Annotated in this window: 22 protein-coding genes; 8 read left to right on the top strand and 14 right to left on the bottom strand. The window is 73.0% G+C overall.

The window, feature by feature from the left end:
• Window positions 1-44 precede the first annotated feature (44 nt).
• The 5 genes from ACIBCA_RS10075 to ACIBCA_RS10055 form a co-directional block, all read right to left on the bottom strand.
• On the bottom strand, window positions 45-1,412 hold the full coding sequence (locus ACIBCA_RS10075) for an ABC transporter permease (RefSeq protein WP_396282371.1): 1,368 nt from the start codon (window positions 1,410-1,412) through the stop codon (window positions 45-47).
• Entirely contained in the window at window positions 1,409-2,359 is a 951-nt protein-coding gene (locus tag ACIBCA_RS10070; RefSeq protein ID WP_396282370.1) for an ABC transporter ATP-binding protein, read from the bottom strand. The genes ACIBCA_RS10075 and ACIBCA_RS10070 overlap by 4 nt, the downstream gene beginning before the upstream one ends.
• Before the next feature lie 107 nt (window positions 2,360-2,466).
• Entirely contained in the window at window positions 2,467-2,667 is a 201-nt protein-coding gene (locus ACIBCA_RS10065; RefSeq protein WP_396282369.1) for a hypothetical protein, read from the bottom strand.
• A 172-nt stretch (window positions 2,668-2,839) separates the two neighbouring features.
• Entirely contained in the window at window positions 2,840-3,211 is a 372-nt protein-coding gene (locus ACIBCA_RS10060) for a zinc ribbon domain-containing protein YjdM (RefSeq protein WP_396282368.1), read from the bottom strand.
• Window positions 3,212-3,350: 139 nt separating this feature from the next.
• Entirely contained in the window at window positions 3,351-3,818 is a 468-nt protein-coding gene (locus tag ACIBCA_RS10055; RefSeq protein WP_396282367.1) for a DUF2000 family protein, read from the bottom strand.
• A 49-nt stretch (window positions 3,819-3,867) separates the two neighbouring features.
• On the opposite strand from ACIBCA_RS10055, the gene ACIBCA_RS10050 reads away from it, so the two are divergent.
• Window positions 3,868-4,671, top strand: coding sequence for an AraC family transcriptional regulator (locus ACIBCA_RS10050; RefSeq protein ID WP_396282366.1), 804 nt, complete (start codon window positions 3,868-3,870; stop codon window positions 4,669-4,671).
• Here ACIBCA_RS10050 and ACIBCA_RS10045 read toward each other — a convergent pair.
• The 9 genes from ACIBCA_RS10045 to ACIBCA_RS10005 all read right to left on the bottom strand — a co-directional run bounded on the left by ACIBCA_RS10045 (window position 4,644) and on the right by ACIBCA_RS10005 (window position 14,014).
• Window positions 4,644-5,888 carry an MFS transporter gene (locus ACIBCA_RS10045; protein ID WP_396282365.1) on the bottom strand — a complete coding sequence of 415 codons (1,245 nt, stop codon included), beginning with the start codon at window positions 5,886-5,888 and terminating at the stop codon, window positions 4,644-4,646. The two genes, ACIBCA_RS10050 and ACIBCA_RS10045, sit on opposite strands and share 28 nt — an antisense overlap.
• Window positions 5,879-6,394: a MarR family winged helix-turn-helix transcriptional regulator gene (locus ACIBCA_RS10040; RefSeq protein ID WP_396282364.1), complete on the bottom strand. Its 516-nt coding sequence runs from the start codon at window positions 6,392-6,394 to the stop codon at window positions 5,879-5,881. Before ACIBCA_RS10040 ends, ACIBCA_RS10045 begins: the two co-directional genes overlap by 10 nt.
• A gap of 78 nt (window positions 6,395-6,472) precedes the next feature.
• The gene (locus tag ACIBCA_RS10035) at window positions 6,473-6,778 is read right to left on the bottom strand and encodes a GNAT family N-acetyltransferase (protein WP_396282363.1); all 306 of its coding nucleotides are present in this window, start codon (window positions 6,776-6,778) and stop codon (window positions 6,473-6,475) included.
• A gap of 59 nt (window positions 6,779-6,837) precedes the next feature.
• A complete protein-coding gene (locus ACIBCA_RS10030; protein WP_396282362.1) occupies window positions 6,838-7,488 on the bottom strand; it encodes a cysteine hydrolase family protein in 651 nt (216 codons plus the stop codon).
• Window positions 7,489-7,516: 28 nt separating this feature from the next.
• Window positions 7,517-7,969: a MarR family winged helix-turn-helix transcriptional regulator gene (locus ACIBCA_RS10025; RefSeq protein WP_396282361.1), complete on the bottom strand. Its 453-nt coding sequence runs from the start codon at window positions 7,967-7,969 to the stop codon at window positions 7,517-7,519.
• Between the two features lie 90 nt (window positions 7,970-8,059).
• Window positions 8,060-9,664, bottom strand: coding sequence for an MFS transporter (locus tag ACIBCA_RS10020; RefSeq protein ID WP_396282360.1), 1,605 nt, complete (start codon window positions 9,662-9,664; stop codon window positions 8,060-8,062).
• A gap of 255 nt (window positions 9,665-9,919) precedes the next feature.
• A complete protein-coding gene (locus ACIBCA_RS10015; RefSeq protein WP_396282359.1) occupies window positions 9,920-11,128 on the bottom strand; it encodes a cytochrome P450 in 1,209 nt (402 codons plus the stop codon).
• Window positions 11,129-11,235: 107 nt separating this feature from the next.
• Complete coding sequence (locus tag ACIBCA_RS10010; protein ID WP_396282358.1) at window positions 11,236-12,360, bottom strand: epoxide hydrolase family protein; 1,125 nt, start codon at window positions 12,358-12,360, stop codon at window positions 11,236-11,238.
• A 121-nt stretch (window positions 12,361-12,481) separates the two neighbouring features.
• Window positions 12,482-14,014 carry a long-chain fatty acid--CoA ligase gene (locus ACIBCA_RS10005; protein ID WP_396282357.1) on the bottom strand — a complete coding sequence of 511 codons (1,533 nt, stop codon included), beginning with the start codon at window positions 14,012-14,014 and terminating at the stop codon, window positions 12,482-12,484.
• Between the two features lie 193 nt (window positions 14,015-14,207).
• On the opposite strand from ACIBCA_RS10005, the gene hemA reads away from it, so the two are divergent.
• The 7 genes from hemA (at window position 14,208) to ACIBCA_RS09970 (ending at window position 24,580) form a co-directional block, all read left to right on the top strand.
• On the top strand, window positions 14,208-15,422 hold the full coding sequence (gene hemA, locus ACIBCA_RS10000) for a 5-aminolevulinate synthase (RefSeq protein ID WP_396282356.1): 1,215 nt from the start codon (window positions 14,208-14,210) through the stop codon (window positions 15,420-15,422).
• 91 nt (window positions 15,423-15,513) lie between these two features.
• On the top strand, window positions 15,514-17,082 hold the full coding sequence (locus tag ACIBCA_RS09995) for a class I adenylate-forming enzyme family protein (RefSeq protein WP_396282355.1): 1,569 nt from the start codon (window positions 15,514-15,516) through the stop codon (window positions 17,080-17,082).
• Window positions 17,075-18,238 (top strand): BTAD domain-containing putative transcriptional regulator, encoded by a 1,164-nt coding sequence (locus ACIBCA_RS09990; RefSeq protein WP_396282354.1) that lies wholly within the window; start codon window positions 17,075-17,077, stop codon window positions 18,236-18,238. Before ACIBCA_RS09995 ends, ACIBCA_RS09990 begins: the two co-directional genes overlap by 8 nt.
• A gap of 92 nt (window positions 18,239-18,330) precedes the next feature.
• Window positions 18,331-20,037, top strand: coding sequence for an MFS transporter (locus ACIBCA_RS09985; protein ID WP_396282353.1), 1,707 nt, complete (start codon window positions 18,331-18,333; stop codon window positions 20,035-20,037).
• Window positions 20,038-20,338: 301 nt separating this feature from the next.
• On the top strand, window positions 20,339-21,364 hold the full coding sequence (locus tag ACIBCA_RS09980) for a hypothetical protein (protein WP_396282352.1): 1,026 nt from the start codon (window positions 20,339-20,341) through the stop codon (window positions 21,362-21,364).
• A complete protein-coding gene (locus ACIBCA_RS09975; protein ID WP_396282351.1) occupies window positions 21,361-22,437 on the top strand; it encodes an AMP-binding protein in 1,077 nt (358 codons plus the stop codon). Before ACIBCA_RS09980 ends, ACIBCA_RS09975 begins: the two co-directional genes overlap by 4 nt.
• A gap of 40 nt (window positions 22,438-22,477) precedes the next feature.
• The gene (locus tag ACIBCA_RS09970; protein ID WP_396282350.1) at window positions 22,478-24,580 is read left to right on the top strand and encodes a methylaspartate mutase subunit E; all 2,103 of its coding nucleotides are present in this window, start codon (window positions 22,478-22,480) and stop codon (window positions 24,578-24,580) included.
• The last annotated feature ends 50 nt before the right edge of the window (window positions 24,581-24,630 follow it).

Below are 24,630 nucleotides of genomic sequence, written 5' to 3'. Positions count from 1 at the left end.
TTCCTTCTGGTGGAGGGGGAAGTGGGGTGGTGCGGGGAGCACGTTCAAGAAGCGAGCAGCTCGATCTGGGCGTCGAACTGCCACAGCGGGTTGGGGGCGTCGCCGGTCGGGGTGTGGACCAGGAAGTAGCCGTTCACTTCCTTGGGGCCGTCGCCGTCGGCCATCACCCGGCCGTCGGAGGTGATGTTGAGCTGGTAGACGGCCGTGCCGGGCGCGGGGGCGCCGGGCAGGTGCCAGGTGACGGTGCAGCGCCAGTCGTTGCCGGGGCCCTCGGGCTCGACCTGGCCGTCGCCGCGGTCGCAGGCGGTGGAGACCTGGAGGTCCGCCTCGGTGACGGCCGGGCGGTGCAGCTGCTCGGTCTGGAGGCGGTAGAGGTGGGCGAAGACGGTGGAGACGTTGCGCTGGACCTTGGCCTGGGTGACGCCGTCGCTGCCGCCGTCCTCCAGGGGCGCGGCGACGGCGACGGTGGCGGTGGTCAGGGCCAGCAGGCCGGCCAGCGGCAGGACGCCGAGGGTGAGGGTGCGCCGGCCGACGCCGTCCTCGGCGCCGTTGGTGAAGTCCCGGCGCAGGAAGATCAGGTAGGCGGCGGCGGTCGCCACCGCGGTCCACACCAGGCTCACGGCGACGGAGATCAGCAGCTCGTCCAGCCTGGCCGGATCGGCGAACAGGCCGTTCCAGGAGACGAAGGCGTACCCGGGCAGGGCGAGCCGCAGCGGGACGGGCAGCGGCAGCATCTGCGCGAGCTGCATCGCCACCGCCGACAGGGCGGGGACGAGCAGGCCCATCGGGGAGCGCCCGAGGAGGACGGAGCCGAGCAGGCCCAGCGCCGCCAGGGCCAGGGTCGGCGCCAGCGCGCAGGCCCAGGAGAGGAGCACGGCGCTCGCGGCGTCGGAGGAGGCGAGCAGGTGGCCGTCCACGCCGACCAGCGGCTGGTCGCCGACGGCCGCCAGGCCCCCGGCGATGCCGGAGAGCGCCAGGCCCACGACCAGCAGGACGAGCACGGTGGCGCTGGCCAGGGCCTTCGCCACGAAGATCCGGCGCGGCGAACGGACCGTCACCAGCAGGTGCCGCCAGGTGCCGAGACGGTCCTCGGCGGCGAACACGTCGCCCGCGACCACGGAGGTCAGCAGGGGCAGGGCCCAGGAGCCCGCGAACCCGAGGACGACCAGCGGGCCGGCCCAGCCGGAGGTGTGCATCCAGCGGCCGAACAGGGTGTCGGAGGGCAGGACGTCCTGCTGGGCGACGGCGGCGGTGAACAGGCCGGGGGCCGTCCAGCAGGCGAGCATCAGCAGGCGCACGCGCCACTGGGAGACGAGCTTGACCAGTTCGAAGCGGTACACCCGGGGGGTGGGGACGCGCTGCGGCCGGGCGGTGGGGACGGTGCCCACGGCGGTGTTCGCGGTGGCGGTCATCGCCCGCCCTCCTGCTGCTGCTGGTCGGTCAGGGCGAGGTAGGCGGCCTCCAGCGGGGAGGTGACGGGCGCGACCTCGCGCACCCGGACGTCCGCGCGCACCAGGGCCCGCACCAGTTCCTCGACGGAGGGCGCGGTGGCGCGCACCACCAGGGCCTCCGTGCCGCGCCAGGCCCCCGACTCCTCGAGGACGGTGACCCCGGCCGTCCCGGTGGCCACCCGGCGGGCGGCGGCCGGGTCGGAGGTGAGCAGGCGGTGGGCGAGGCGCCGGCTGTCGGTGGCGAGCTCGCCGAGCGGGCCGGAGAAGCGGACCCGGCCGGTGGCGAGGATGGTGACCTCGTCGCAGAGGGCTTCGAGGTCGTCCATGCGGTGGCTGGACAGGACGACGGTCACGCCGTCGGCGGCGAGGCGCTGGAGCGCGGAGTGCACATGGCGCTTGCCCGCCGGGTCCAGGCCGTTGGACGGCTCGTCGAGGATGAGCAGCCGGGGGTCGGTGAGCAGGGCGGCGGCCAGGCCGAGGCGCTGGCGCATGCCGAGGGAGAAGCCGCGGACGCGGTCGTCGGCGACGTCGGTGAGGCCGACCTCGGCGAGCGCCTCGTCGATGCGGCGGCCGGCGCCGTCCTGCCCGCGCAGCGCCGCGAGGGCGGCGAGGTTACGGCGGGCGGTCAGCGAGGGGTAGAGCCCGGGGCCGTCCACGAACCCGGCGACGCCGTCCGGGGCCTCCGAGCCCCGGCCGACCGGTCTGCCCATGACCTCCAGCTCGCCCCGGTCGGCGACGGCCAGCCCGAGCAGCAGCCCGAGCAGGGTCGTCTTCCCGGCACCGTTCGGCCCGGCCAGTCCGTGGATCCGGCCGGGCGCGAGGGTGAGTTCGATCTCGTCGAGTGCGATGACGTCGCCGAAGCACTTCGTCAATCCACGTGCCCGTACGGCTGGTTGTGTATCGCTCATGGCCCCTTCTCGCAGTCCATCACGGAAGGTAGGGCCTGGTCGGGGAGCGGACAGGAGCGGGAGGTTGAACACCGGGGGAACACCCGGCAGTTCGACCAAGGAGATGTCTACGCGAGGGCGAGGGATTCGGCCAGGTAGCGGGTGCGCAGGGCCGTGACGACGGCGGCGGAGGCCTCGCCGGTGCCGTAGGGGGAGGGGGTGCGGGCGAGGCGGGCGGGGAGGGTGGCGTGCCCCTCGGGCGGCACCTCCACCCTGGCGGGCCTCCAGGTGGGCCCGTTCAGCACCACCTCGGTGCTGACCGCGACCACCGCCGGCGACCCGACCGCCGGAACCTCCTCGGCCGCCGCCCCGGCGACCTCCGTGCCGATGGTCAGCCCGAAGGTCGCGGCCGCCGCCGGCGGCCTGGCCCTGAAACGCCTCGCGGCCGGGCCCGGAGATCGATCCGGGCCCGGCCGCGAGGCCGTGAACGTGCTCAGGCGATCAAGCCTTCTTCACCACGCTCGACTTGAGCTGCATGGCGCCGAAGCCCTCGATGCGGCAGTCGATGTCGTGGCCGTCGACGCCGTCGATCAGGCGGATGTTGCGCACCTTGGTGCCCGCCTTGATGCCCGAGGTGCTGCCCTTGACCTTGAGCGCCTTGATCACGGTCACGCTGTCGCCGTCGTTCAGCACGTTGCCGACCGCGTCCTTGACGACCTTCTCGCCCGCACCGCCCGCACCGCCCGCACCGGCCGCGGAGTCGCCCTCGACGGGCGCCCACTCGTGCCCGCAGGACGGGCAGACCATCAGGGCGTTCATCTCGTAGGTGTACTCGCCCTGGCACTGCGGGCACGGGGGAAGGGTGTCGCTCATCTGATCTCCTGCTGTGGTGCGGTGGTGCTCCTCGTGGACGCCGGAGACCGGCAGCAGGCAGCATCTATGAATGTGAAGAACTTTTCAAATCGCCCATTACGGGGGTGGCGGATCCGGACAGTGACGTGTCCCGGGGGCCTCAGGGGTGCATGCGGGCGCCCTTGAGGGTCTTGTCGACGGCGTTGCGGGGGCCGTGGAGGGCGAGGCCGACGAGGTCGAGGGCGTCGGTGGGGACGGCGCGGACGGCGGCGCGGTTGTCGCGGTCGTTGCCGGTGGTGAAGAGGTCGGCCGTGAAGACGGCGGTGCGCAGGGAGCGGGTCAGGGCCCGCTGGTGGGCGGCGGCGAGGATCTCGGCGGTGCCCTCGAAGACGAGGACGGGCTGGCGGAACATCGGGTGGTAGGCGGTGTCGTCGGCGTCGAGGTAGGGCTCGCCGATCAGTTCGGGCAGGGCGGTGCCCAGGCCGCTGACCAGGAAGGCCGTGACGTTGAGCCGCTGCCAGGGGGCGAGGTCCTCGCGCAGCAGGACGGCGATCTTGGTGTCGATACGAGGCGGGGTGCCCACGGCGGCCACGGCGCTCACGGCGCCCATAGTGCTCACAGTGCTCATGGGGTGAGACTGCGGCACGGCCGGTGGCGCGGTCTTGTACGTTCTTCGCATGGTGCCGCGTCAGGAGGTCTCCGCCTGGCGCCCGGCCGTCCCGGGCGTCGTCGAGGTGCTCCACGCCCGCTTCACCGAGCACCGGTACCCGATGCACGTCCACGACGCGTGGACGGTGCTGATCGTCGACGACGGCGCGGTGCGCTACGACCTGGACCGCCACGAGCGCGGCACCCCGGGCGGGACGGTCAGCCTGCTGCCGCCGCAGGTGCCGCACAACGGCTCGCCCGCGACCGCGCAGGGCTTCCGCAAACGGGTCGTCTACCTCGACATGACGCAGCTGGACGCGCGCTTCATCGGCGCGGCGGTGGACGGCCCGGACTTCGCCGACCCCCTGCTGCGCCGCAGGGTCGGGCAGCTGCACACCGCGCTGGCCGAGCCGGGGGACGAGCTGGAGGCGGAGAGCCGGCTGGCCTTCGTCGGCGAGCGTCTGCGCGAACGCCTGCGGCCCGGGCTGGTGCGGGAGGCGGGCCCCGCCGGGCGCGGTCTCGCCGCGGACCTGCGGGACCTGCTGGACGCGCGGCTGCCGGGGGCCTTCACCCTGGAGGAGGCGTCCGGGCTGCTGCACGCCCACCCCGCCCACCTGGTACGGGTGTTCAGCGCCGCGTACGGGATCGCGCCGCACCGGTACGTGATGGCGCGGCGGGTGGACCTCGCGCGCGGGCTGCTGCTGGACGGACGGCCGGCGGGGGAGGTCGCGGCCGAGGCCGGGTTCTACGACCAGTCGCACCTGACCCGGCACTTCAAGCGCGTCCTCGGCGTCACACCGGGCCGCTACTCCCGGGCCGGGCGCAGGGGCTGAGCGGCGGGCCGCAGGGCCGGGGTGGTGGCGGCGGTGAGGGTGACGGCGGCGAGGCAGAGGAGGCCGCCGCTGACGAGGGCGGTGGCGCCGGAGGTGGCGTCGGCGACGAGGCCGCCGCGGAGGTTGCCGAGGTCGGGGCCGGCCTGGCCGACGATCTGTTCGGCGGCGCTGACGCGGCCCAGGAGCTCGGTGGGGGTGTGGAGTTGGACGATGGTGCCGCGGGAGACTACGGCGATGGTGTCGGCGGCGCCGGCCAGGGCGAGGAAGCCGAGGACGGGCCAGCGGCCGGGGGCCAGGCCCGCGAGGGCGAGGGCCGTGCCCCAGGCGCCGGCGGCGGTGAGCATCACCACGCCGGGGCGGGGGAGGCGGGTGAAGGCGCCGGAGAAGAGGGAGGCGACCAGGCCGCCGACCGCCAGGGCGCTGAGGAACAGGCCGAGGGTTTCCGGGTCGTCGCCGAAGCGCTCGGCGTTGATCAGCGGGAAGAGGCTGATCGGCATGGAGAGCACGGTCACGGCGAGGTCGGTGATCAGGGCGCCGCGCACCACGGGGGTGCGCAGGAGGAAGGCCAGGCCGTCCGCGACACCCCGCAGGCCCGGGCGCGCCGCCGCCTCGCCGCTCGGCATGGCGGGCAGGCCGAAGGCGCCGTAGAGGGCGGCGGAGAAGGTGAGGGCGTCCAGCAGGTAGCAGGCGTCGACGCCGTAGCGGCCGGCGATCAGCCCGCCGAGCGCGGGGCCGGCGAGCATCGAGACCTGGAACGAGAAGCCCTGGAGGGCCAGCCCGGCGGCGAGCCGGTCGGCGGGCAGCAGACGGGGGAGGAAGGTGCGGGCGGCGGGGCCGCCGCCGGCGACGAAGCAGGACTGCGCGGCGACCAGCGCCAGCACCCCGGCGACCGGCAGGCGGCCGAAGAGGGCCTGGCCCGCGAGCAGCAGCGAGCAGAGCGCCTGGCCGGAGGTGGTGAGGAGGAAGAACCGGCGCCGGTCCACCCGGTCGACGAGGGAGCCGGCGAACAGCCCGAGCAGGACGATCGGCAGGGCGCCCGCCAGGCCCACCGCGCCCGTCCACACCGTGCTGCGGGTGGACTCCCACACCTGGACCATCACGGCGACGGTGGTCATCCGGGTGCCGAGGCCGGAGAGCGCCTGCCCGGCCCAGAGGCGGCGGAACGCGGGCGAGACCCGTAAGGGGGAGAGGTCGAGGAGGCTGCGGCTCAGTCCCATGACGGGTCCTCGGCGAGCTTCTCGGCGATCCGGTCGTGGAAGCTGCGGCGGGCCAGCGCCTGCTCGATGTCGGCGACGACCCGGCTGAGCGGGTACGGGATCTCGGCCTCGAGCTCGGCGAGGGCGGCCTCGGTGGCCCGCCACTCGGCGGCGAGGCGGCCGACGACGGCGCCGGCGCGGTCGGTGAGCGTGACCTTCTTGCTGCGGGCGTCGTCCCCGGGGATCGTCCGCACCCAGCCGGCGGCGCGCATGGCGGCGACCTTCTGGCTGAGCGCGGAGTGGGTGCGGCCGACGGACTCGGCCAGCTCGGTGATGGTCATCGGCCCGGCGGCGTGCAGGCGCAGCAGCTCCATGACCCAGCTGGCCTTGAGGCCGGCGGTCTCGCCGGTGCGGGCCTCGGCGTAGAGGCGGCCGATGTCGGCGTGCATCGATGCCTGGAGGAGGCGCAGGGGGCGCCAGAGGCTCTCGTGGGTGGGGTCGGCTGTGGGAGGGGGTTCGTCGGCCATGGCCGCATCGTAACAGGGGTTATATAAGTGCTGTCACGATGCGGCGGCGCGTGTTGCCGACGGGTGCCCCGGGGCGGATCAGAGGCCGAAGCGGGCGCGGTGGCTGGTGGGCACCAGGTCGGTGTACTCCGGGTGCTTCTTGATCCAGGCGCGGATGTAGGGGCAGTACGGGAGGACGGCGAGGTTCTGCTCGCGGGAGGCGTCCAGCGCGGTGCGGGCCAGCTGGCTCGCGAAGCCCCGGCCCTCGAAGGCGGGGTCGACCTCGGTGTGGATGAAGGCGATCTCCTCGCCGGAGCGGTGGTACTCGGCGAAGCCGGCCAGGGCGCCGTCCTCGTGGATCTCGAAGCGGGACTTCTCGGGGTTGTCGGTGACGAGCTGCGCCATGGGATCGCTCCTGAGGGAGGTGGGGCGGGAGGTGGGGCCGATTCGCCCGTCAGCTTAGTTTAAAAATCAACATCTGTCGCGCCGCCACCGACCGCGCCGCCACCGAACGCGTTGCCACCGACCGCATCGCCACCGAACGCGCCGACCGGGACGATCCTGACGCTGAGCTCCCGCAGCGAGGCCAGCGAGGCGGCGTGCGCCGGGGCCGACAAGGCGGCGCAGGCGTCCTCCACCACGGTGACGGGGTAGCCCAGCAGACGGGCCGTCCGGGCGGTCTCGCCCACCGCCCACTCGGTGGCGATGCCCGCCACCACCACATCCTGGGCGCCCAGGCGCTCCAGGCGCTCGGCGAGGTCCGTGCCGGCGAAGGCGTCGATCGCGTACTTGGTGACCACGCCGTCGCCCGGCCCGGCCTCCAGCCCGGCGGCGAACCGGTTGAAGTGCGAGTCCGGGCCGCCGTCGCTGCCGTCCAGCCGAGCGTGGCGGACCAGGACCACCGGCCGGCCGGCGGCCGCGAAGGCCTCCTTGAGCCGGACGGCGGAACGGACCACCGCCTCGCCCGGCAGCGGGGCGACCGGGCGGTCCACGATCCACTGCTGGAGGTCCACCAGGACCAGGACGGAGCCGGAGCCGGTGGCGGAGCCGGAGCCGGAGCCGGTGGCGGAGCCGGAGCCGGAGCCGGTGGCGGGCGGGGCGGGGGTGTCGGTCATCGCTGGTCCTTCGAGGAACGGTTCTTGGTCAGTCGGTACGGCGCAGCGCCTCCGCCGAGCGCTCCAGCAGGCTCCGCAGCTGCGCCTGCTCGGCCGTCGAGAGGGCGTCGGCCAGCCGCTGCTCCACGCCCCGGGCCAGGGTGTCGGCCTTCCGGGCCAGTGCCCGGCCGGAGCGGGTGAGCCTGGTGACCAGCACCTTCTGGTGCAGGCTGGAGGTCTCGCGGCTGATGAGGCCCTTGTTCTCCAGGTTGGTCAGGATCGTCGTCATGGTCTGCGGCGTGACCATGCACTCGCGGGCGAGCTGCGCCCCGGACATTCCGGAGGACTGCTGCAGGACGAGCAGGGCGACGTACTGCGGGACGGTGAGGTCCACGGTGCGCAGCGCGCGGGACTTCTCGGCGATCAGCGCTTGCTCGGCCCGCTTGATGGCGTGGCCCAGGCGGTCGTGGAAGTCGGGCTGGTCGGTGCTGTGTTCGGTCAAGGTGATCGCCTCCCCGGCCCCCGAGTCGGAATGTTCGAGCCTTAACGTACATCAGTGGGCTGATGTGCGGCCAGGCGCGCGGGCGGCGTGTCAGTGCTCGATGCCGACGGGCACGGGCGCCGGCTCGGCTTCGGGCACGGGCTCGGTTGCGGATGCCTCGATGGGCGCCGCCGCCGGCTCGCGGTCGCGCAGCATCAGTGCGATCAGCGGCGCGGTGAGCACGGCCACCGCCGCGAGGACCCAGAGCACGGTGCGCAGCGCGTCCGTGTACCCGTCGGCGAGGAAGGTGTGGAACGCCTCCCGGCCGGCCTCGGCGACGCCCGACTCCGGCTCGGCCAGGTTGCCCTGGGCGACCTTGGCGGCCAGGCCGTCCGGATCGCCGGTGTACGCGCTGCCGTACGCGGCCAGGCCGTCGGAGACCTTGGAGCCGACCAGGCTGACCAGGACGGACCCCATTCCGGCGATCGCGACGGCCTCGCCCGCCAGGCGCATGGTGTTGAACATGCCCGCCGCCATGCCCGCGCGCTCCGGCGGGACGGAGCCGATCGCCGCGCCGTCCAGCAGGCCGAAGGAGATGCCGACGCCGGTGCCGATCACCAGGAACGGGCCGACGAGCCCGGCCACGCCGATGCCCGGGTGGACGGTGGTCAGCCAGGCGGCGCCGCCGCCGACCAGCAGCAGGCTGCCGGCGAGCAGGGTGCGGACGGGGACGGTGCGGGCGAGGTGCCCGGCGACCATGGGGAACACCAGGACGGGGGCGGTGAGCAGCAGCATCACGCCGCCCGCCGCCGAGGTGCCGAAGCGGCCCGCGCCCATCAGGTAGGAGGGGAGGAAGACCAGCAGGCAGACGAAGCCGAAGGCGAGCGCGACGGGCACCACGCAGATCGCGGTGAACCGGCCCCGGGTGAACAGTGCGAGGTCGAACATGGGCCGCTCCTGGCGCAGTTCGACGACCACGAAGAGCGCCAGCAGCAGCGCGGAGCCGACGAGCAGGCCCAGGGTGACGGCGCTGCTCCAGCCCTGCTGGGGGCCCTCGACCATGGCGAGGGTGACCAGGGCGAGGGCGCTGGTGAAGGTGACGGTGCCGCCCCAGTCGACGCCCCGGGCGCCGGGGTCGCGGGACTCGGCGATCCTGGGCAGGGCGGGCAGCAGGGCCAGGGCGATCGCCGCGTGCACCAGGAAGACGGACCGCCAGCCGACCGCCGAGACCAGCAGGCCGGAGGTGGACGGGCCGAGGGCGAGGCCGACGCCGAAGGAGGAGCCGAGGACGCCGAACGCCTTCGCCTGGGCGGGGCCGGAGAAGGTGGAGGCGAGCACGGCGCTGCCCGCGGTCAGGACGGCGGCGGCCGCCAGGCCGGCCAACAGCCGTGCGCCGTCGAGGAGGTAGATGTTCCCGCTGAGGCCGCTGACCAGGGAGCAGAGGCCGAACAGGGTCATGCCGAAGGCCAGCATCCGGCGGCGGCCGACCAGGTCGGCGAGGGCGCCGCAGGCGAGCATGAAGCTGGCGAAGGCCAGGTTGTAGCCGTTGACCACCCACTGGAGCGGCCCGAGGCCCGCGCCCAGGTCGGTGGCGATCTCCGGCAGGGCGACGGAGGCCCCGGTGAGGGAGGCCGGCAGCAGCCCGCCGGCCAGGCACACGACGGCGAGCGTGGTGCGGGGGTGAGAGGTCCAGTTCATATCAGGGTTCGAACTCATGACAGAGGACGTTAGGTGTCTGTCGAAGGCTGAGTCAAGGGTGAGCTTTGATTTTGATCAGAGGGTCGATGTGTGTACGTGTTCTGATACTGTCCTGCCTCGACTCCTCGAACGGCGGGACTCCAGGGGCAAGTTCGTCCTGCGGATCGGTTGGGCCTCAGGGCGGACGAGGGAACGCCGACGGCCGGTCCACCGGGAGGGGGTGGACCGGCCGTCGGTTCGTGCACAAGGACTGTCCGGAGCGATGCCGGAGGACTACCAGGTGACGGGCATCTCGTAGACGCCGTACATGACGTTGCCGTCCTTGTAGGTGAGGTCCTCCCACGACTTGGCGAGCTTCAGGCCCGGCAGGCGGTGGAAGATCGTGCTCAGCACGACGTCCAGCTCGACGCGGGCGATCTCCGCGCCGATGCAGTGGTGGACGCCGTGGCCGAGGGCCAGGTGGTGGCGGTTGCCCCGGCTGAGGTCCAGCTCGTCGGGGCGGTCGAACGCCTCCGGGTCGCGGTTGGCGGACATGCCGAGGAGGATCATGCCCTCGCCCTCGCGGATGACCACGTCGCCGATGCCGATGTCGGCGGTGGCGACCCGGGAGGTGGCGAGGTCGCCGGGGGAGAGGTAGCGCAGCAGCTCCTCGATGGCCTTGGGGCGCAGGCTCGGGTCCGAGACGTACGCCTCCAGCTGGTCGGGGTGCTCCAGCAGGGACATCACGCTCAGCGCGATCATCGCGGCGCTGGTCTCGTGGCCGCCGTTGAGCAGCAGGCGGGTGACGTTGCACATCTCCCGGCGCTCGTAGATGCCCTCTTCGCGGTAGCGGGCGATCATGCGGCTGATCAGGTCGTCGCCGGGGTTCTCCTCCTTGCCGGCGACGAGCTCCTCCAGGTAGACGCCGACGCGGGTGATGGCGTCGGCCCGCTCGGCGGCGGTGCTGTTGCCGCCGAAGAGGATGTCGGTGCAGGAGTGCAGGTAGTCCTGGTCCTTGGAGGGGATGCCGAGGATCTCGCAGACGATCGTCATCGGGACCCGCAGGGCGAGCATGTGCACCAGGTCCACCGGCGGGCCGGCGGCGAGCATCTTGTCGATGCACTCGTCGACGATCTCCTGCATGCGCGGGCGCAGGGTGCGCACCCGCTGCTTGGTGAACTCGCCCGAGAGGGCGGCCATCCGGCGGTGCAGGGTGTGCTTCGGCGGGTCCCAGCCGATGAACGAGCCCTCGGTGCGGAACTGCTGGGGGACGTCGATGTAGTACGGGAAGCCCTCGTGCGCGCGGTCGGAGCTCGCGCGGGCGTCGGTCAGCAGGGCCTTGACGTCCTCGTACCGGGTGACCACCCAGGCGGTCCGCCCGGTGGCGAGCCGAACCTTCTTGATCGGTTCGGTTGCTCGGATCTCCGCGTACTGCTTCGGCGGTGCCATCGGGCAGCCGCGGTGCCAGGGGAACTCCGGGAGTTCGTTGGCGGACTCGGTCATGGGCCTTCCCTTCTGGGTCGTCTCGTCACTCAGCTTCACCCCGGCGGCTGGAGCCGGGATGGACGCGCTCTCGAACCGGGGTTCGGGCTGCTCGAATGGAGTGCTGGTCACCTCAACGGGCCGAAGAACGACCGGAGTTCGTCGACCAGGACGTCCGGGCACTCGATCGCGGGGAAGTGCCCGCCGTGCTCCGCGTCCCGCCAGTGGCGCAGGTCGGTGAAGCGGCCCTCGATCCACGGACGGGGCATCCGGACGTCCTTGGGGAAGACGGTGACGCCGGTGGGCACCTCGACCCGGTGCATCGGCACCTTGTGGTGGCTCTCCCAGTACAGCCGGGCCGAGGAGGTGCCGGTGTTGGTCAGCCAGTACAGGCTGGCGGTGTCCAGCAGGCGCTCGCGCGGGACGGCCTGTTCGAGGTCCCCGTCGTGGTCGGTCCAGGACCAGAACTTCTCGGCGATCCAGGCGAGTTGGCCGACGGGGGAGTCCGCGAGGCCGTAGCCGAGGGTCTGCGGGCGGGTGGCCTGGATGGTGGAGTAGCCGCTCTCCTGGGCCTGGAAGGTCTTGAGGGCGGCCAGGCCCGCGTAGTCCCGGGCGTCGAGCTCGACCTGGCCCTCCGGCGGGGCGGCGAAGGCCATCGTGACGTGGATGCCGGCCAGCCGGGCGGCGTCGGAGTGGCCCAGCTGGGCGGTCACGAAGGCGCCCCAGTCGCCGCCGTGCGCCGCGTAGCGCTCGTAGCCGAGGCGGCGCATCAGCTCGGACCAGGCGTCCGCGATCCGCTCCACGCCCCAACCCGGGCCCGAGGGACGGTCGCTGAAGCCGTAGCCGGGCAGCGAGGGGATCACCAGGTGGAAGGCGTGGGCCGGGTCCTCCGGCTCGGTGAGCGGCTTGACCAGGTCGGTGAACTCGGCGACGCTGCCGGGCCATCCGTGGGTGATCAGCAGCGGCAGCGCGTCCGGGTGCGGGGAGCGCACGTGCAGGAAGTGCACGCCGAGGCCGTCGATCTCGGTGCGGAACTGCGGCAGGTCGTTGAGCCGCTTCTCGACGGCGCGCCAGTCGTAGGCGTGCGCCCAGTGCTCGCTCAACTCCCGTACGTACGAGAGCGGGACGCCCTGCGACCAGTCGGGGACGGCCTCGGCGTCGGGCCAGCGCGCCCCGTCGAGGCGCCGGCGCAGGTCGGCCAGCGCCTCGTCGGGGATCTCGATGCGGAACGGGGTGACGGCGTCGTTGCTCATACGGGTGCCTCCGGGCGGCGGGATTCGACGTGGTACCGCCCGAGGGTGCGCAGGCGCGGTGGAGGACTCCTCGACTCGAAGGCGCGCCGCCGCCGTGAAGCCGCTGCCGCCGTGAAGCCCGCTACCGGCTGTAGCGCGCCACCAGTTCGCGCTTGAGCACCTTGCCGCTCGCCCCGAGCGGCAGCTCCTCGACGAACTCCACCAGCCGCGGGTACTTGTACGCGGCCAGCCGCTCCCGCCCCCAGGCGACCAGCCGGGCGCCGAGGTCCGGCCCCGGCTCCTCGCCCGCCACCGGCACCACCACGGCGCACACCTCCTCGCCGTGCATCCGGTGCGGCACGCCGATGACGGCGACCTGGGCGATCGACGGGTGGCGGATCAGCACCTCCTCCACCTCGCGCGGGTACACGTTGTACCCACCGCGCAGCACCATGTCCTTCTTGCGGTCGACGACGCTCAGCGTCCCCTCGGCGTCCTTGCGCCCGAGGTCCCCGGAGCGGAACCAGCCGTCCACCAGTACCTCCCCGGTGGCCTCCGGCCGGTTGAGGTAGCCGGCCATCACGTTGTGGCCGCGCACGACGATCTCGCCGACCTCCCCGGCCGGCAGCAGCTCGATCCGGCCCTCCACCTCGGCCCGGGCGATCTCCACCTCCACGCCCCAGATCGGGTGGCCGACGGTGCCGGGGCCGCCGGGGCGGCGGCGCTGGCGGTAGGCGACCACCGGGGAGGTCTCGGTGAGGCCGTAGCCCTCGAAGATCGGGCAGCCGAACTCGGCCTCGAAGGACTCCAGCACGCTCACCGGCAGCGCCGAGCCGCCCGAGTAGGCGCGCTGCAGCGGGGGGCGGTCGGCGCTGTCCCGGGCGGCGTCGAGCAGGGCGAGGTACATCGTCGGCACGCCCATGAACACCGTGCAGCCGTGCACCGTCATCAGCTCCAGGGCCCTGGGCCCGTCGAACCGGGCCATCAGCACCAGGGTCGCCCCGGCCCGGAAGCAGGTGAGCATCCCGCAGATCTGGCCGAAGGTGTGGAACAGCGGCAGGCAGCCGAGCAGTACGTCGTGCTCGCGGAACTCGAACGGCGAGACCATGGTCGTGACCACGTTCATCACCACGTTCAGGTGGGTGAGCATCGCGCCCTTGGGCCGTCCGGTGGTGCCGGAGGTGTACAGGACGAGGGCGAGGTCCCCGGGCTCCCGGGGCTCGGCCCGCTCCACCGGGTCGGCGTGGTCGGCCAGGACGTCCAGGCGGACGGAGTCCCCGCGCTGCTCCAGCCCGATCGCCAGGACCCGCACGTCGGCGGCGGCCGCCGCCTTGCCGCCCTGGTCCAGCAGCGGCGCGTCGCAGATCAGCGCCCGCGCACCGGAGTCGCGCAGCACGTACTCGATCTCGCCGGCGCGCAGCAGCGCGTGCACGGGCACGGCGATGGCGCCGAGGGCCAGCACCCCGAAGTAGGCGGCCGGGAACTCGGGGGTGTTGGTGAGCAGCAGGGCCACGCGGTCGCCCGGGCCGATGCCGAACCGCCCGAGCACCGCGGCGTAGCGCCGGGCCCGCTCCCAGAGCCGGCGGTACGTCACCTCCTCGGTCCCGAACACGAGGGCGGGGTGGTCGGGGCGGCGTACGGCGGAATCGGCGAGTACGGCCGCGACGGAAATCATGTCGACCTCCTGATACGGGAGCAGGGAATTCGAGATTCGCACGGGCCGGTCATTCCGCGGTAATTGATTCCGGTGCGGCCGGTCCACTCGCCTTCGAGGACTTCTCGACGCGCCGTCGAGGGGGTTCGCGGACCTTTTGGGTCGTCCATTCGGGGAAGCCAGAAATCCGACCACTCCAGAAAGCGAGTTGACGATGACCCAGCACGTGGACTTCTTCACCCGTGAGATCGAGGAACTCGGGCAGAGCAAGCGGGAATTCCTGGAGATCGGTCGGCGCGCCGGACACTTTCCCGCCGCGGTCGCCCGGGAGGGCGGTGTCGACGCGGAGATCAACGTCTGGTGCAGCAACGACTACCTGGGCATGGGCCAGCACCCGGCCGTGCTCGCCGCCATGAAGGACGCCGTGGACAGCCACGGTGCGGGCTCCGGCGGCTCCCGCAACATCGGCGGCACCAACCACTTCCACGTCCAGCTGGAGGAGGAACTCGCCGCCTGGCACGGCAAGGACGCGGCGGCGCTGTTCACCTCGGGCTACAACGCCAACGACGGCGCGCTCACCATCCTCGCCGGCCGGATGCCGAACACCCTGGTGTTCTCGGACGAACTGAACCACGCCTCGATCATCGACGGACTGCGGCACAGCCGCGCCGAGAAGAAGATCTTCCGCCACAACGACGTGGCCCACCTCGAGGAGCTGCTCGCCGCGGCCGACCCGGACCGCCCCAAGCTCGTCGTCCTGGAGTCGGTGTACTCCATGTCCGGGGACATCGCCCCCCTCGCCGAGATCGCCGAGGTCTCCCGCCGCTACGGCGCGACCACCTTCATCGACGAGGTGCACGCCGTCGGCATGTACGGCCCCGAGGGCGCGGGCATCGCCGCCCGCGAAGGGCTGGCGGACGAGTTCACCGTCGTCATGGGCACCCTCGCCAAGGGCGTCGGCACCATCGGCGGGTACATCGCGGGCCCGAGCGCGATCATCGAGGCCGTGCGCAGCTTCGCCCGCGCCTTCGTCTTCACCACCTCGCTGCCGCCGGCGCTGGCCGCGGGCGCGCTCGCCGCGGTGCGCCACCTGCGCGCCAGCTCCGAGGACCGCGACCGCCTGCACGCCAACGCGGACCTGCTGCACACCCTGCTGCAGGAGCGGGGCATCCCGTTCGTCTCCCCGCAGTCGCACATCGTCGCCGTGTTCGTCGGCCACGAGGCGCGCTGCAGGGAGGCCTCGGCCAAGCTGCTGGCGGAGCACGGCATCTACGTGCAGGCCATCAACGCGCCGAGCGTGCGCGCGGGCGAGGAGATCCTGCGCGTCGCGCCGTCCGCCACCCACACCACCCGGGACGTGGAGCAGTTCGTCGAGGCGCTGGACAAGGTCTGGCAGGAGCTCGAGCTGGAGCGTACCTCGGAGAACTGACGAACCGTCAGGAGCAGCCCACCCGACCGTCATTCGAGGACCCCGGGCGACCATGCGCCTGCCTCTTCCCGCCTACGGAGATTGGAACGCCATGGCAGCCCACCTTCCCGCCGACACCGGCCAGTACGTGACGGCGATCCTCGACAACCTGAACACGCGCCCGGAGCGGACCGCGCTGCGGTGGCGGGGCAGGACCGTCACCGCGGCCGAACTGCACCGGGCCGTCACCGACGCCGCCGAGGGCCTGCGCGGCCTCGGCGTCGGCCCCGGCACGGCCGTCGGCCTGCTGACCGAGCCGAACGGCCCGCTCGGGCTGATCGGCCGGTACGCGGCCAACCTGCTGGGCGCGACGGTGCTGTACGTCCGCTCCACCAACCCCGGCCCCGACTCGCCGGAGCTGCCGGCCGCCGACCAGGCGGAGATCCTGCGGGTCAGCCGGGCCGACCTCCTGCTGGTCGACGCGGCCAACACCCCGCGCGGCCGGGAGGTGGCCGCCCTGCTGGACGGCGCGGTCGCGGTGGCCGCCCTCGGCGAGGCCGGGGAGGTCGGGAGCGTCCTCGCGGCCACCGCCGCCGGGCGGCGCGAGGAGGCGGCCGTGCCGGGCGGCGCCGTGGTGATCTTCACCAGCGGCAGCAGCGGCCGGCCCAAGGGCGTCGTCAAGTCCTTCACCGCCTGGAACGGCGCCGTGCTCTCCGCCTACCGGTACTTCCCCCCGCAGACCTTCCTGGTGATCACCCCGGTCGGCCACGCCGTCGGCCCGCTGCTGGACATCGTGCTCGCCGCGGGCGGCGCCCTGGTGCTGCACCAGCGCTTCGACGCCGGCGAGGCCCTGCGCGCCGTCGCCGAGGAGGGCGTCAACTCCGTCTACATGGCCACCCCGCAGCTCTACGCCCTGCTCGACCACCCGGACCTCGCGACCGCCGACCTGTCCACCCTGCGCCAGGTCACCTACGGCGGCTGCCCGGCCTCGCCCCGGCGCCTCGCCCAGGCGCTCGCCGGCCCCTTCGCCGACATCCTGGTGCAGACGTACGGGACCAGCGAGGCCGGCAGCATCGCGCTGCTCGGCTCGCCCGAGCACCACAAGCCCGAACTGCTCCCCAGCGTCGGCCGCCCCTTCCCCGGGGTGGAGGTGCGCGTCCTGGACCCGGAGACGGCCGAGGAGCTGCCCGCCGGGGAGACCGGCGAGGTGGTGATGCGCTCGGCGCACGTCATGAGCGGGTACCTGGCCGATCCGGAGCTCACCGCCCGTACGGTGCGCGAGGGTTGGCTCCACACCGGGGACCTCGGGTACCTCGGCGAGGACGGCCACCTGTTCCTCGTCGGCCGGATCAGCGACGTCATCAAGTCCCGCTCGGAGCGCATCCACCCGGCCGCCGTCGAGAAGGCGCTGACGGCCCACCCGGCGGTCGCCGACGCGACCGTCTACGGGGTCACCGACGAGGACGGGCTGGAGTTCGTCCACGCCGCCGTCGTCCTCGCCCCCGACGCCTCCGTCGGGGCCGACCAACTGCGCGCGCACGTCGGCGAGTTGCTCAGCCCGCTGCACGCGCCGGTGCGCATCGTCGCGCTGCCGTCGCTGCCGCTGGGAGAGTCCGGCAAGCTCGACCGGGCGCTGATCCGCCTCCTCGACCGGACGGCGACCGCCCTGGGCGATGCGTGAGTTCCGGATCCTCGGCCCGCTGGAGGTGGTCGACGGCCACCGCCGGCTGCCGCTGCGCGGCGCCAACCGGCGGGCCGCGCTCGGCTACCTGCTGCTGAACCCCAACCGGGTGGTGGCCACCGGCGAACTCGTGACGGCCCTGTGGCCGCACGGGGCGCCGCCCACCGCCCGCAAGATGCTGCACAACGCGGTGTGCGGGCTGCGCGCCACCCTGGGGGAGGGTGGCGCGGCCCCGGAGAGCCGGCCGCCCGGCGCTGTGCTGCTCAGCCGCCCGCCGGGCTATGTGCTCCGCCTCGACGCCGACGGACTGGACCTGGCGCGGTTCCGCCGCCTGGCGGGCGCCGGCCGCTCGGCCCTGGCCGCCGGGGCCTGGGCGCGGGCGGCCGCCCTGCTCGGCCAGGCGCTGGAGCTGTGGCGCGGCGCCGCCCTGGCCGACCTGGCCGAGGCCGGGATCGCCTGGCCCGAACTGCGCGGGCTGGAGGGCGAGCGGACGGCGGCCCTGGAGGACCGCTTCGAGGCCGAACTCGCCCTCGGCCGCCACCACGAGGTGGTCGCCGAACTGGAGGCCGAGGCCCGGCGCGACCCGGCCCGGGAACGGCTCGCCTCCCTGCTCGCCCTGGCCCTCTACCGGTGCGGGCGCCAGGTCGCCGCGCTGGAGTTCTTCCGGCTCCACCGGGCCGCCCTGCGCGAGGAGTTGGGCCTGGAGCCCGGACGGGCGCTGCGCGAGCTGGAGCGGGCGATCCTCAACCACCACCCCTCCCTGGGCCCGCCGCCGGGCGGCCCCAGACCCAGGGACGGCCCGGAGCTGGAACTCCTGCACTCGGTGCTCCGGGTGGCCCGCCGGGAGCGGCGCCCGTACCTGGTGACGGTGCTCGGGCCGGCCGGGACGGGAAAGAGCCGGCTGCTCGCACGACTGAGCGAAACCATCGACCGTGACGAACGTTCGTACGTCGACGTGTTCGAGGACATCCACCGGGCGGGAGAAGCGGTTCTGGAATCCATCGGCCGAACAGCGGAGATGTCGGGCCCGGCGCGATTGATCATTGCGACCGCCCGGCCCGAGCTGATCGAACAACGGCCCGACTGGGGCAGCGGCAGAAACCACCTGACCATCACGCTCGACCGATTCGAGCCGGACTATAGCGCGGCTTTCTAGAGTCGCGATGCGTATGGAGCGTCCCGTCTCACCCCCGTGGACGGGACGCAATTGAGAGGGAGAGCCACATGGCTTTGGATCAGAAAACGCAGGTGGACCAGAAATCCCAGGGGTCCCAGCAACAGGCCGGAAACTGGGGCCAGGAGTCCGACACCCCGCCGGACCCGAAGCGCTGGATCGCGCTCGCCGTCATCCTCACCGCCGCCTTCATGGACATGCTCGACGTCACCATCGTGAACGTCGCCGTGCCCTCGGTGCGCGAGGACCTGTCGGCGGGCTACTCGGCGATCCAGTGGATCACCGCGGGGTACCAACTGGCGTTCGCCCTGCTGCTCATCAGCGGCGGGCGCTTCGGCGACATCTTCGGTCGCAAGAAGGTCTTCATGCTGGGCACGGCCGGCTTCACGCTGGCCTCCCTGCTCAGCGGCATCTCGACCAGCCCCGGCATGCTGGTCGGCTCGCGCATCCTCCAGGGCGTGTTCGCGGCGATCATCGTCCCGCAGATCCTGTCGATCATCCACGTCACGTTCCAGGGCAAGGAGCGGGTCAAGGCGTTCGCGATGTTCGGCTCGATCTCGGGCTTCGCGGCCGTGGCGGGCCTCTGCTTCGGCGGCCTGCTCGTCCAGGCGGACGTGTTCGGCCTCGGCTGGCGCGCGATCTTCCTGGTCAACCTGCCGATCGGCATCGGTGCGCTGCTCGTTGGTAGTCGGAAGATCAACGAATCCCGCAACCCGCAGGCGCTCAAGCCCGACTTCGTCGGCATGGGCCTGGCCACACTCGGCCTGCTCATGCTGCTCTTCCCGCTCACCCAGGGCCGGGAGGAGGGCTGGCCGGTCTGGGGCTGGGTCTCGATGGGCCTCGCCGCGCCGGTGCTCGCCGCCTTCGTCTGGCACCAGCACCGCAAGACCGCCCGCGACGACTCCCCGCTGATGCCGGTGCGGCTGTTCAAGAGCCGGGTGTTCTCCGCCGGCCTCTCCGTGCAGATCGCCTTCAACGTCGCCAGCGGTGTCTGGTTCCTGGCCTGGACGCTCTACCTCCAGGTCGGCCTGGGCTGGACCCCGATGCACGCGGGCCTCACCGCCCTGCCCTTCTGCATCGGCGCCTTCTCCGGGGCCGCGTCCTCCATGACGGTCTTCGTGCCGCGCATCGGACGCGGGGTGCTGGGCCTCGGCGCCGGGCTCATCATCGTCGCGCTCGGCTCGTACGGGCTGCTCGCCGACCACTACGGCCGCGAGCTGCACTCCTGGCAGATGATCCTGCCGCTGCTGGTCTTCGGCTTCGGCTTCGGCCTGATCGCCTCGCCGATCCCGCGCCTGGTGCTCACCGCCGTGCCGTGGCAGGACGCCGGCTCCGCCTCGGGCCTCATCAACACCGCCCAGCAGCTCGGCGCGGCGATCGGCACGGCGCTCGCCTCCGTCGCGTTCTTCGGCATCCTGTCCAACCACGCCGCCACCTCCGCCGACACCACCATGGACCAGCTGCGCCAGCGGCTGACCGCGGCCCAGGTGGCGCCGGACCGGGTCGACCCGCTGATCGCGGACTTCAAGGCGTGCAGCGTCGCCGCGGCCGTCCAGAAGGACCCGTCGGAGGTGCCGGACGCCTGCCGTGCGCTCGCCTCCGAGCCCAAGGCGGCGGCCGCGTTCGCGGAGGCCGGTCAGACGGCCACCTCGGACAACTTCGGCACCGCGTTCCGCGTCTCGCTCGGGGCGGTGATGGGGCTGGCGGCCGTGGCCGGGCTGCTCGGCTTCCTGCTGCCCAAGAAGAAGAAGGAGGAGGAGCAGGCGAAGGCCGCCTGGTGACCGGCGTGCCGCCCGCCAGAGCGCACAGAGCCCGCGAACGCCGCGTACGGACCCCTGTCCGTACGCGGCGTTCGCTGTTTCTCGACCGGGGCGCCTGTACGGGTACGGGCGGCCGCGAGCCGAGATCGATCGGGGTTCGAGGTGCCGCTGGGACCGTCGGGTCCCCGGGCGTCCCCGCCCGCGGCTCGCGCGCTCGCAACCCGCGCTCGCAGCACGTTCTCGCAACACGCATTCGCCACATGCAATCGCAACACGCGCTCGCAACACGCAATCGGATCACCGTACTTGGGAGGAGCAGGCCATGACCCTGGCTTACGTAACGCACCCGATGATGGCGCACGAGGTCGGCTCGGGTGTCGACCTGTACGAGCGCCACGAGGTCGTACGGGACCTCTACCGCCAGGTCACCGACTGGACCGGCATCGACGTGGAGCGCCTGCTGCGCGAGGGCCCCGAGGCCGAGCTCGCCGCCGTCGCGCCCGTCTGCCAGGCCCTGCTCTCGCTGGCCGTCCACGACGTGCTGGCCTCCCTCGGCATCCGCCCGCAGGTGCTGGCCGGGATGAGCCTCGGCAACGTCGTCGGCGCCTGCATGGCCGGCGCGATCGACCGCAGGGAGCTGTTCGTCTACCTCGCCGAGACCTCCGCCCCGCAGCAGATGCTGCCGCGCGTGCCCGGCCGCGAGGCGTTCCCCGACGGCGACGGCCGCGGCGGCGAGGCGTCCACCGTCATCATGCTCGCCATCCCCTTCGACCGGGACCCGGCCGAGTACGCCCTGGAGGCCGGTGGCGGCGCCCTGCACCTCGTCTCCGACATGGGCCCGGCCGACCCGGGGCTGACGCTCCGCCGGGTCTGCTTCGGCGGCCTACGCTCGGACGTGGACAAGTACCTCGCCCAACTCCCGCAGGACCAGCAGCCGTTCGCCGTCACCGACGTCCCGCTGACGCCGCACAGCCCGCTGCGCCAGGCGTACGTCGACGAGGTGATCGACCCCCTCCTGGCCGGGATGACCTTCAGCGACCCGGAGCGTCCGGTCGTCTCCTGCCTCGACCGGACCACCCTCACCACCGGCGAGGAGGTCCGCACCCTGCTGCGGGAGAACCACCTGCGCGCCGCCTCGCTGCCCCTCATCAGCGACGGCCTGGAGCGCCACGGCGTCTCCGCGTACTTCGTCGTCGGCCCCTCCATCGCCGGCCGGTACGCCAAGCAGCACACCGAGTCCAAGAAGGCCGGGGAGATCCCGATGATCCCGGTGGAGAACCTGGAGCAGCTCCAGGCCGCCATCGAGGCGCTGTACGAGCTCAACGTGGACCTCGGGGTGGCGGCGTGAACACCGAATGGCCCACCACCGTCGAGGAGTTCCTCAAGGTCGACCTCGACGAGTGGACCCGCCGGATCGTCGCCCGCCACTTCCACCCGGAGACCGGCAGCCCCTTCTGGCTCGCCCGCCGCGCCAAGCTGCCCTTCGACCCGCTGAGCATCACCACCTACGCGGAACTGGAGCGCTTCGGCCCGTTCCCCATGGACGAGATGACCAGCTGCGACCCGCGCGACCTCGTGCCGCTGGCCAACCCGCGCCCGCTCACCGGCCAGATCTGGGACTCCGGCGGCACCACCGGCACCCCCAAGCGCCTCTACTACACCGAGGCCCTGATGGCCGAGCGCGAGGTCTGGCGCGAGTACGCCGACCATGCCGCCGGGTTCGAGGACGGCAAGGTCTGGCTCAACGCCATGCCCACCGGCCCGCACTTCGCCGGCACCCCGCCGATCACCGCCGCCCGCGCCGGCAAGGCGTTCGTCTACGGCATCGACATGGACCCGCGCTGGGTCAAGCGGATGCTGCGCCAGGGCCGCCCGGCCGACGCGCGCGAGTACACCGACCACATCCTGGAGCAGATCGTCGAGGTCCTGTCGACCCGCGAGGTCGACTACCTGGCCACCTCGCCCGCCCTGATGCAGGCGCTCTGCCGCCAGCACCCCACGGCGCTCAAGGACGTGCGGGGCGTGCGGATGTCCGGCACCCAGATCACCCCGCGCATGTTCCAGGAGTACCGCGACGTGGTCGGCGAGGACTTCATCATCCTGCGCCGCTACGGCAACACCATGGCCGACGCCGGGATGGGCCTCGGCGTCGAGGAGGACGGCGAGATCCTGCCCTACCGCACCGCCTACCCCTTCACCACCATGCGCATCGTCGACCCGGACGACTGGCGCAGCCCGGTCGAGGACGGCGTCTACGGGCAGGTGTGCGTCACCGTGCTCCACCCCGACCACTTCCTGCCCAACATGCTGGAGCGCGACGAGGCGCTGCGCCGCCCGATCGAGGGCTGGCCGGTGGACGGCGTCGCCAACGTGCGGCCGCTGATCCGCACCCGGGCCTCGGCTCCGGAAGGCATCTACTAGCGGGCCCGCAGGGCTCCGCCGGAACCGGAAGGAGAAGCCGTTGCCCCCTACGACCGACAGGTTCGACACGACCGACGACCTTGTCACCGTCACCGACGACCTCGTCACCGACGACCATGTCACCGACACCCTTGCCACTGACGCCCTTGTCGCCGACGAACGGACCGTTGTCCTGGCCGGTGTGGGCGGGGACGCCCACTCGGTCGGCCTGATCATCCTCAACCGGGTGCTCGTGCGCGCCGGGTACCGGGTGCGCTACCTCGGCAACCAGTGCCCCGTACCGGACATCTGCCGGGCGGCCCAGGACGCCGACGCCGTCCTGGTGTCGAACATGGACGGGCACGCCCGCTACTACCTCGACGACCTGGCCGCCGTCCGGGCCGAACTGGGCGGCGCGGGCGCGCTGTGGTACCTCGGCGGGAACCCGTCGCTGTCCAACACCGAGGAGGAGGCGGAGGAGCTGCGGGGCCTCGGCTTCGACCGGGTCTTCCTCGGCTTCACCGACCAGAGCACCACCCTCACCCTGCTCGCCGGGGACCTGCGCGGCCGCCCGTCCCGCTCCGGCGGGTCGCGGCGGCTCGCCGGGCCGGCCGCCCGTTCCGCGGGCCGGGGCGGGCGGTCCGGCCGGCCCGAAGGGTTCCGCCTGCCCGAGTCGGGGCGGCCCTTCGACGAGATCCGCGACGAGGTGCTGATGCTCTGGCGCACCGGCGCCGGCGCGCGCAGCCTCGCCGACAACGCCGAGGTGCTGCACCGCCGCACCTGGCTGGCCGACCGCCAGCGCGAGGCCCGGCAGGACGGGCGCATCCTCGTCCAGCCGCGCACCGGCGTCTCCGGCGACGAGGGCCAGCGCCGGCTGTTCCGCGCGATGCGGGCCGCCGGGGCGGACGTCCTCTCCTTCCAGATCGACTCCCTGACCCGCAACGGCGCGCACCAGGAGATCGAACTGCTGGAGAAGGGCGAGCAGTTGAGGGCCGGGCGGCCGATCGCCCTGAACGGCTACCCGGCCGTCAACCGGGGCGTCGCCGCGATGCGCCGGATGACCGAGGAGTTCCGGGACGTCCCCCTCCAGGTGCGCCACTCCACCCGGGACTCCCGGCTGCTCGCCGAAGTGTCCTTCGCGGCCGGGGTGGCGGGCTTCGAGGGCGGCCCGATCACGTACAACCTGCCCTACTTCCGGGACTACCCGCCGGCCGAGGCCATCGAACTGTGGCGCTACGTCGACCGGTTGGCCGGGATCTACCACGAGCGCCACGGCGTGGTGATCGACCGGGAGTTCTTCGGCGTCCTCACCGCCACCCTGATCCCGCCGAGCCTGGCGGCCGTCGTCAACGTGCTGGAGGCGCTGCTCGCGGCCGCCCAGGGCGTGGTGTCGGTCTCCCTCGGCTACGCCGAACAGGGCAACCGGGCCCAGGACATCGCGGCCGTACGGGCGTTGCGCCTGCTCGGCCGGGAGTACCTGGACCGGTTCGGCTTCGGCGACGTGCAGGTGCACACCGTCTTCCACCAGTACATGGGCGCGTTCCCGCTGGACGCCGACAAAGCACGCCAGCTGCTGGTCGGTTCGGCCCGCACGGCCAGGCTCAGCGGCGCGGAGCGGGTGATGGTGAAGTCTCACATGGAGGCGATCCGCATCCCCTCCGAGCAGGACAACGCCGACAGCGTCCGGCTGGTCGTCGGGGCCGTCGACGACACGGACCGGCTGGACGAGCCGGCCGAGGTGGAGTTCGAACTCGCCCTGGTGCTGGCCGAGTCGAGGGCCCTGCTGGACGCGGCGCTGCGGCTGGGCCACGGCAGCTTCGAGGCGGCGGTGGTCCGGGCGATCGAGGCCGGGATCATCGACGTGCCGTTCTCGCCGAGCCGGTGGAACGCCGGCCAGGTGCTCTCGGTGCGCGACCTCTCCGGGGCCGTCCGCTTCGCCGACCACGGCGCGCTGCCGCTGCCGGCCGAGGTCGCGGCCGTCCACCGGGACCTGGTGGCGCGGCGCTCGGGCAGCGGCGGCACGCCGCTGGAGCAGCTGATCGAGGCGGACATCCTGGACGTGGCCCGCGGCGCCTTCGCCGAATGGCCGCTGGACGGGCGGCCACCGGGTGGGCGGCACCCGGTGGCGGCGGGAGCCGCCCGTCCGGCGGTCTCGCTCAGCTGAGCGCGCGCCTCGGCCGAACACGCCTCGGCCGAACGCATCTCAGCCGAACG

This window comes from Kitasatospora sp. NPDC051170 (assembly GCF_044455705.1).
GTDB lineage: Bacteria > Actinomycetota > Actinomycetes > Streptomycetales > Streptomycetaceae > Kitasatospora.
This window is presented reverse-complemented; position numbering and strand designations above follow the sequence as displayed.

What these genes read in the sequence shown, in the direction of transcription:
- ACIBCA_RS09990 (WP_396282354.1), top strand. Translation starts at nt 17,075, where the DNA reads ATGCGTGAGTTCCGGATCCTCGGCCCGCTGGAGGTGGTCGACGGCCAC.
- ACIBCA_RS10045 (WP_396282365.1), bottom strand. Translation starts at nt 5,888, where the DNA reads ATGGGACTGAGCCGCAGCCTCCTCGACCTCTCCCCCTTACGGGTCTCG.
- ACIBCA_RS10030 (WP_396282362.1), bottom strand. Translation starts at nt 7,488, where the DNA reads ATGACCGACACCCCCGCCCCGCCCGCCACCGGCTCCGGCTCCGGCTCC.
- ACIBCA_RS10010 (WP_396282358.1), bottom strand. Translation starts at nt 12,360, where the DNA reads ATGAGCAACGACGCCGTCACCCCGTTCCGCATCGAGATCCCCGACGAG.
- hemA (WP_396282356.1), top strand. Translation starts at nt 14,208, where the DNA reads ATGACCCAGCACGTGGACTTCTTCACCCGTGAGATCGAGGAACTCGGG.
- ACIBCA_RS09995 (WP_396282355.1), top strand. Translation starts at nt 15,514, where the DNA reads ATGGCAGCCCACCTTCCCGCCGACACCGGCCAGTACGTGACGGCGATC.
- ACIBCA_RS10055 (WP_396282367.1), bottom strand. Translation starts at nt 3,818, where the DNA reads ATGAGCACTGTGAGCACTATGGGCGCCGTGAGCGCCGTGGCCGCCGTG.
- ACIBCA_RS10005 (WP_396282357.1), bottom strand. Translation starts at nt 14,014, where the DNA reads ATGATTTCCGTCGCGGCCGTACTCGCCGATTCCGCCGTACGCCGCCCC.
- ACIBCA_RS10075 (WP_396282371.1), bottom strand. Translation starts at nt 1,412, where the DNA reads ATGACCGCCACCGCGAACACCGCCGTGGGCACCGTCCCCACCGCCCGG.
- ACIBCA_RS10020 (WP_396282360.1), bottom strand. Translation starts at nt 9,664, where the DNA reads ATGAGTTCGAACCCTGATATGAACTGGACCTCTCACCCCCGCACCACG.
- ACIBCA_RS10050 (WP_396282366.1), top strand. Translation starts at nt 3,868, where the DNA reads ATGGTGCCGCGTCAGGAGGTCTCCGCCTGGCGCCCGGCCGTCCCGGGC.
- ACIBCA_RS10035 (WP_396282363.1), bottom strand. Translation starts at nt 6,778, where the DNA reads ATGGCGCAGCTCGTCACCGACAACCCCGAGAAGTCCCGCTTCGAGATC.
- ACIBCA_RS10040 (WP_396282364.1), bottom strand. Translation starts at nt 6,394, where the DNA reads ATGGCCGACGAACCCCCTCCCACAGCCGACCCCACCCACGAGAGCCTC.
- ACIBCA_RS10070 (WP_396282370.1), bottom strand. Translation starts at nt 2,359, where the DNA reads ATGAGCGATACACAACCAGCCGTACGGGCACGTGGATTGACGAAGTGC.
- ACIBCA_RS10015 (WP_396282359.1), bottom strand. Translation starts at nt 11,128, where the DNA reads ATGACCGAGTCCGCCAACGAACTCCCGGAGTTCCCCTGGCACCGCGGC.
- ACIBCA_RS10060 (WP_396282368.1), bottom strand. Translation starts at nt 3,211, where the DNA reads ATGAGCGACACCCTTCCCCCGTGCCCGCAGTGCCAGGGCGAGTACACC.
- ACIBCA_RS09980 (WP_396282352.1), top strand. Translation starts at nt 20,339, where the DNA reads ATGACCCTGGCTTACGTAACGCACCCGATGATGGCGCACGAGGTCGGC.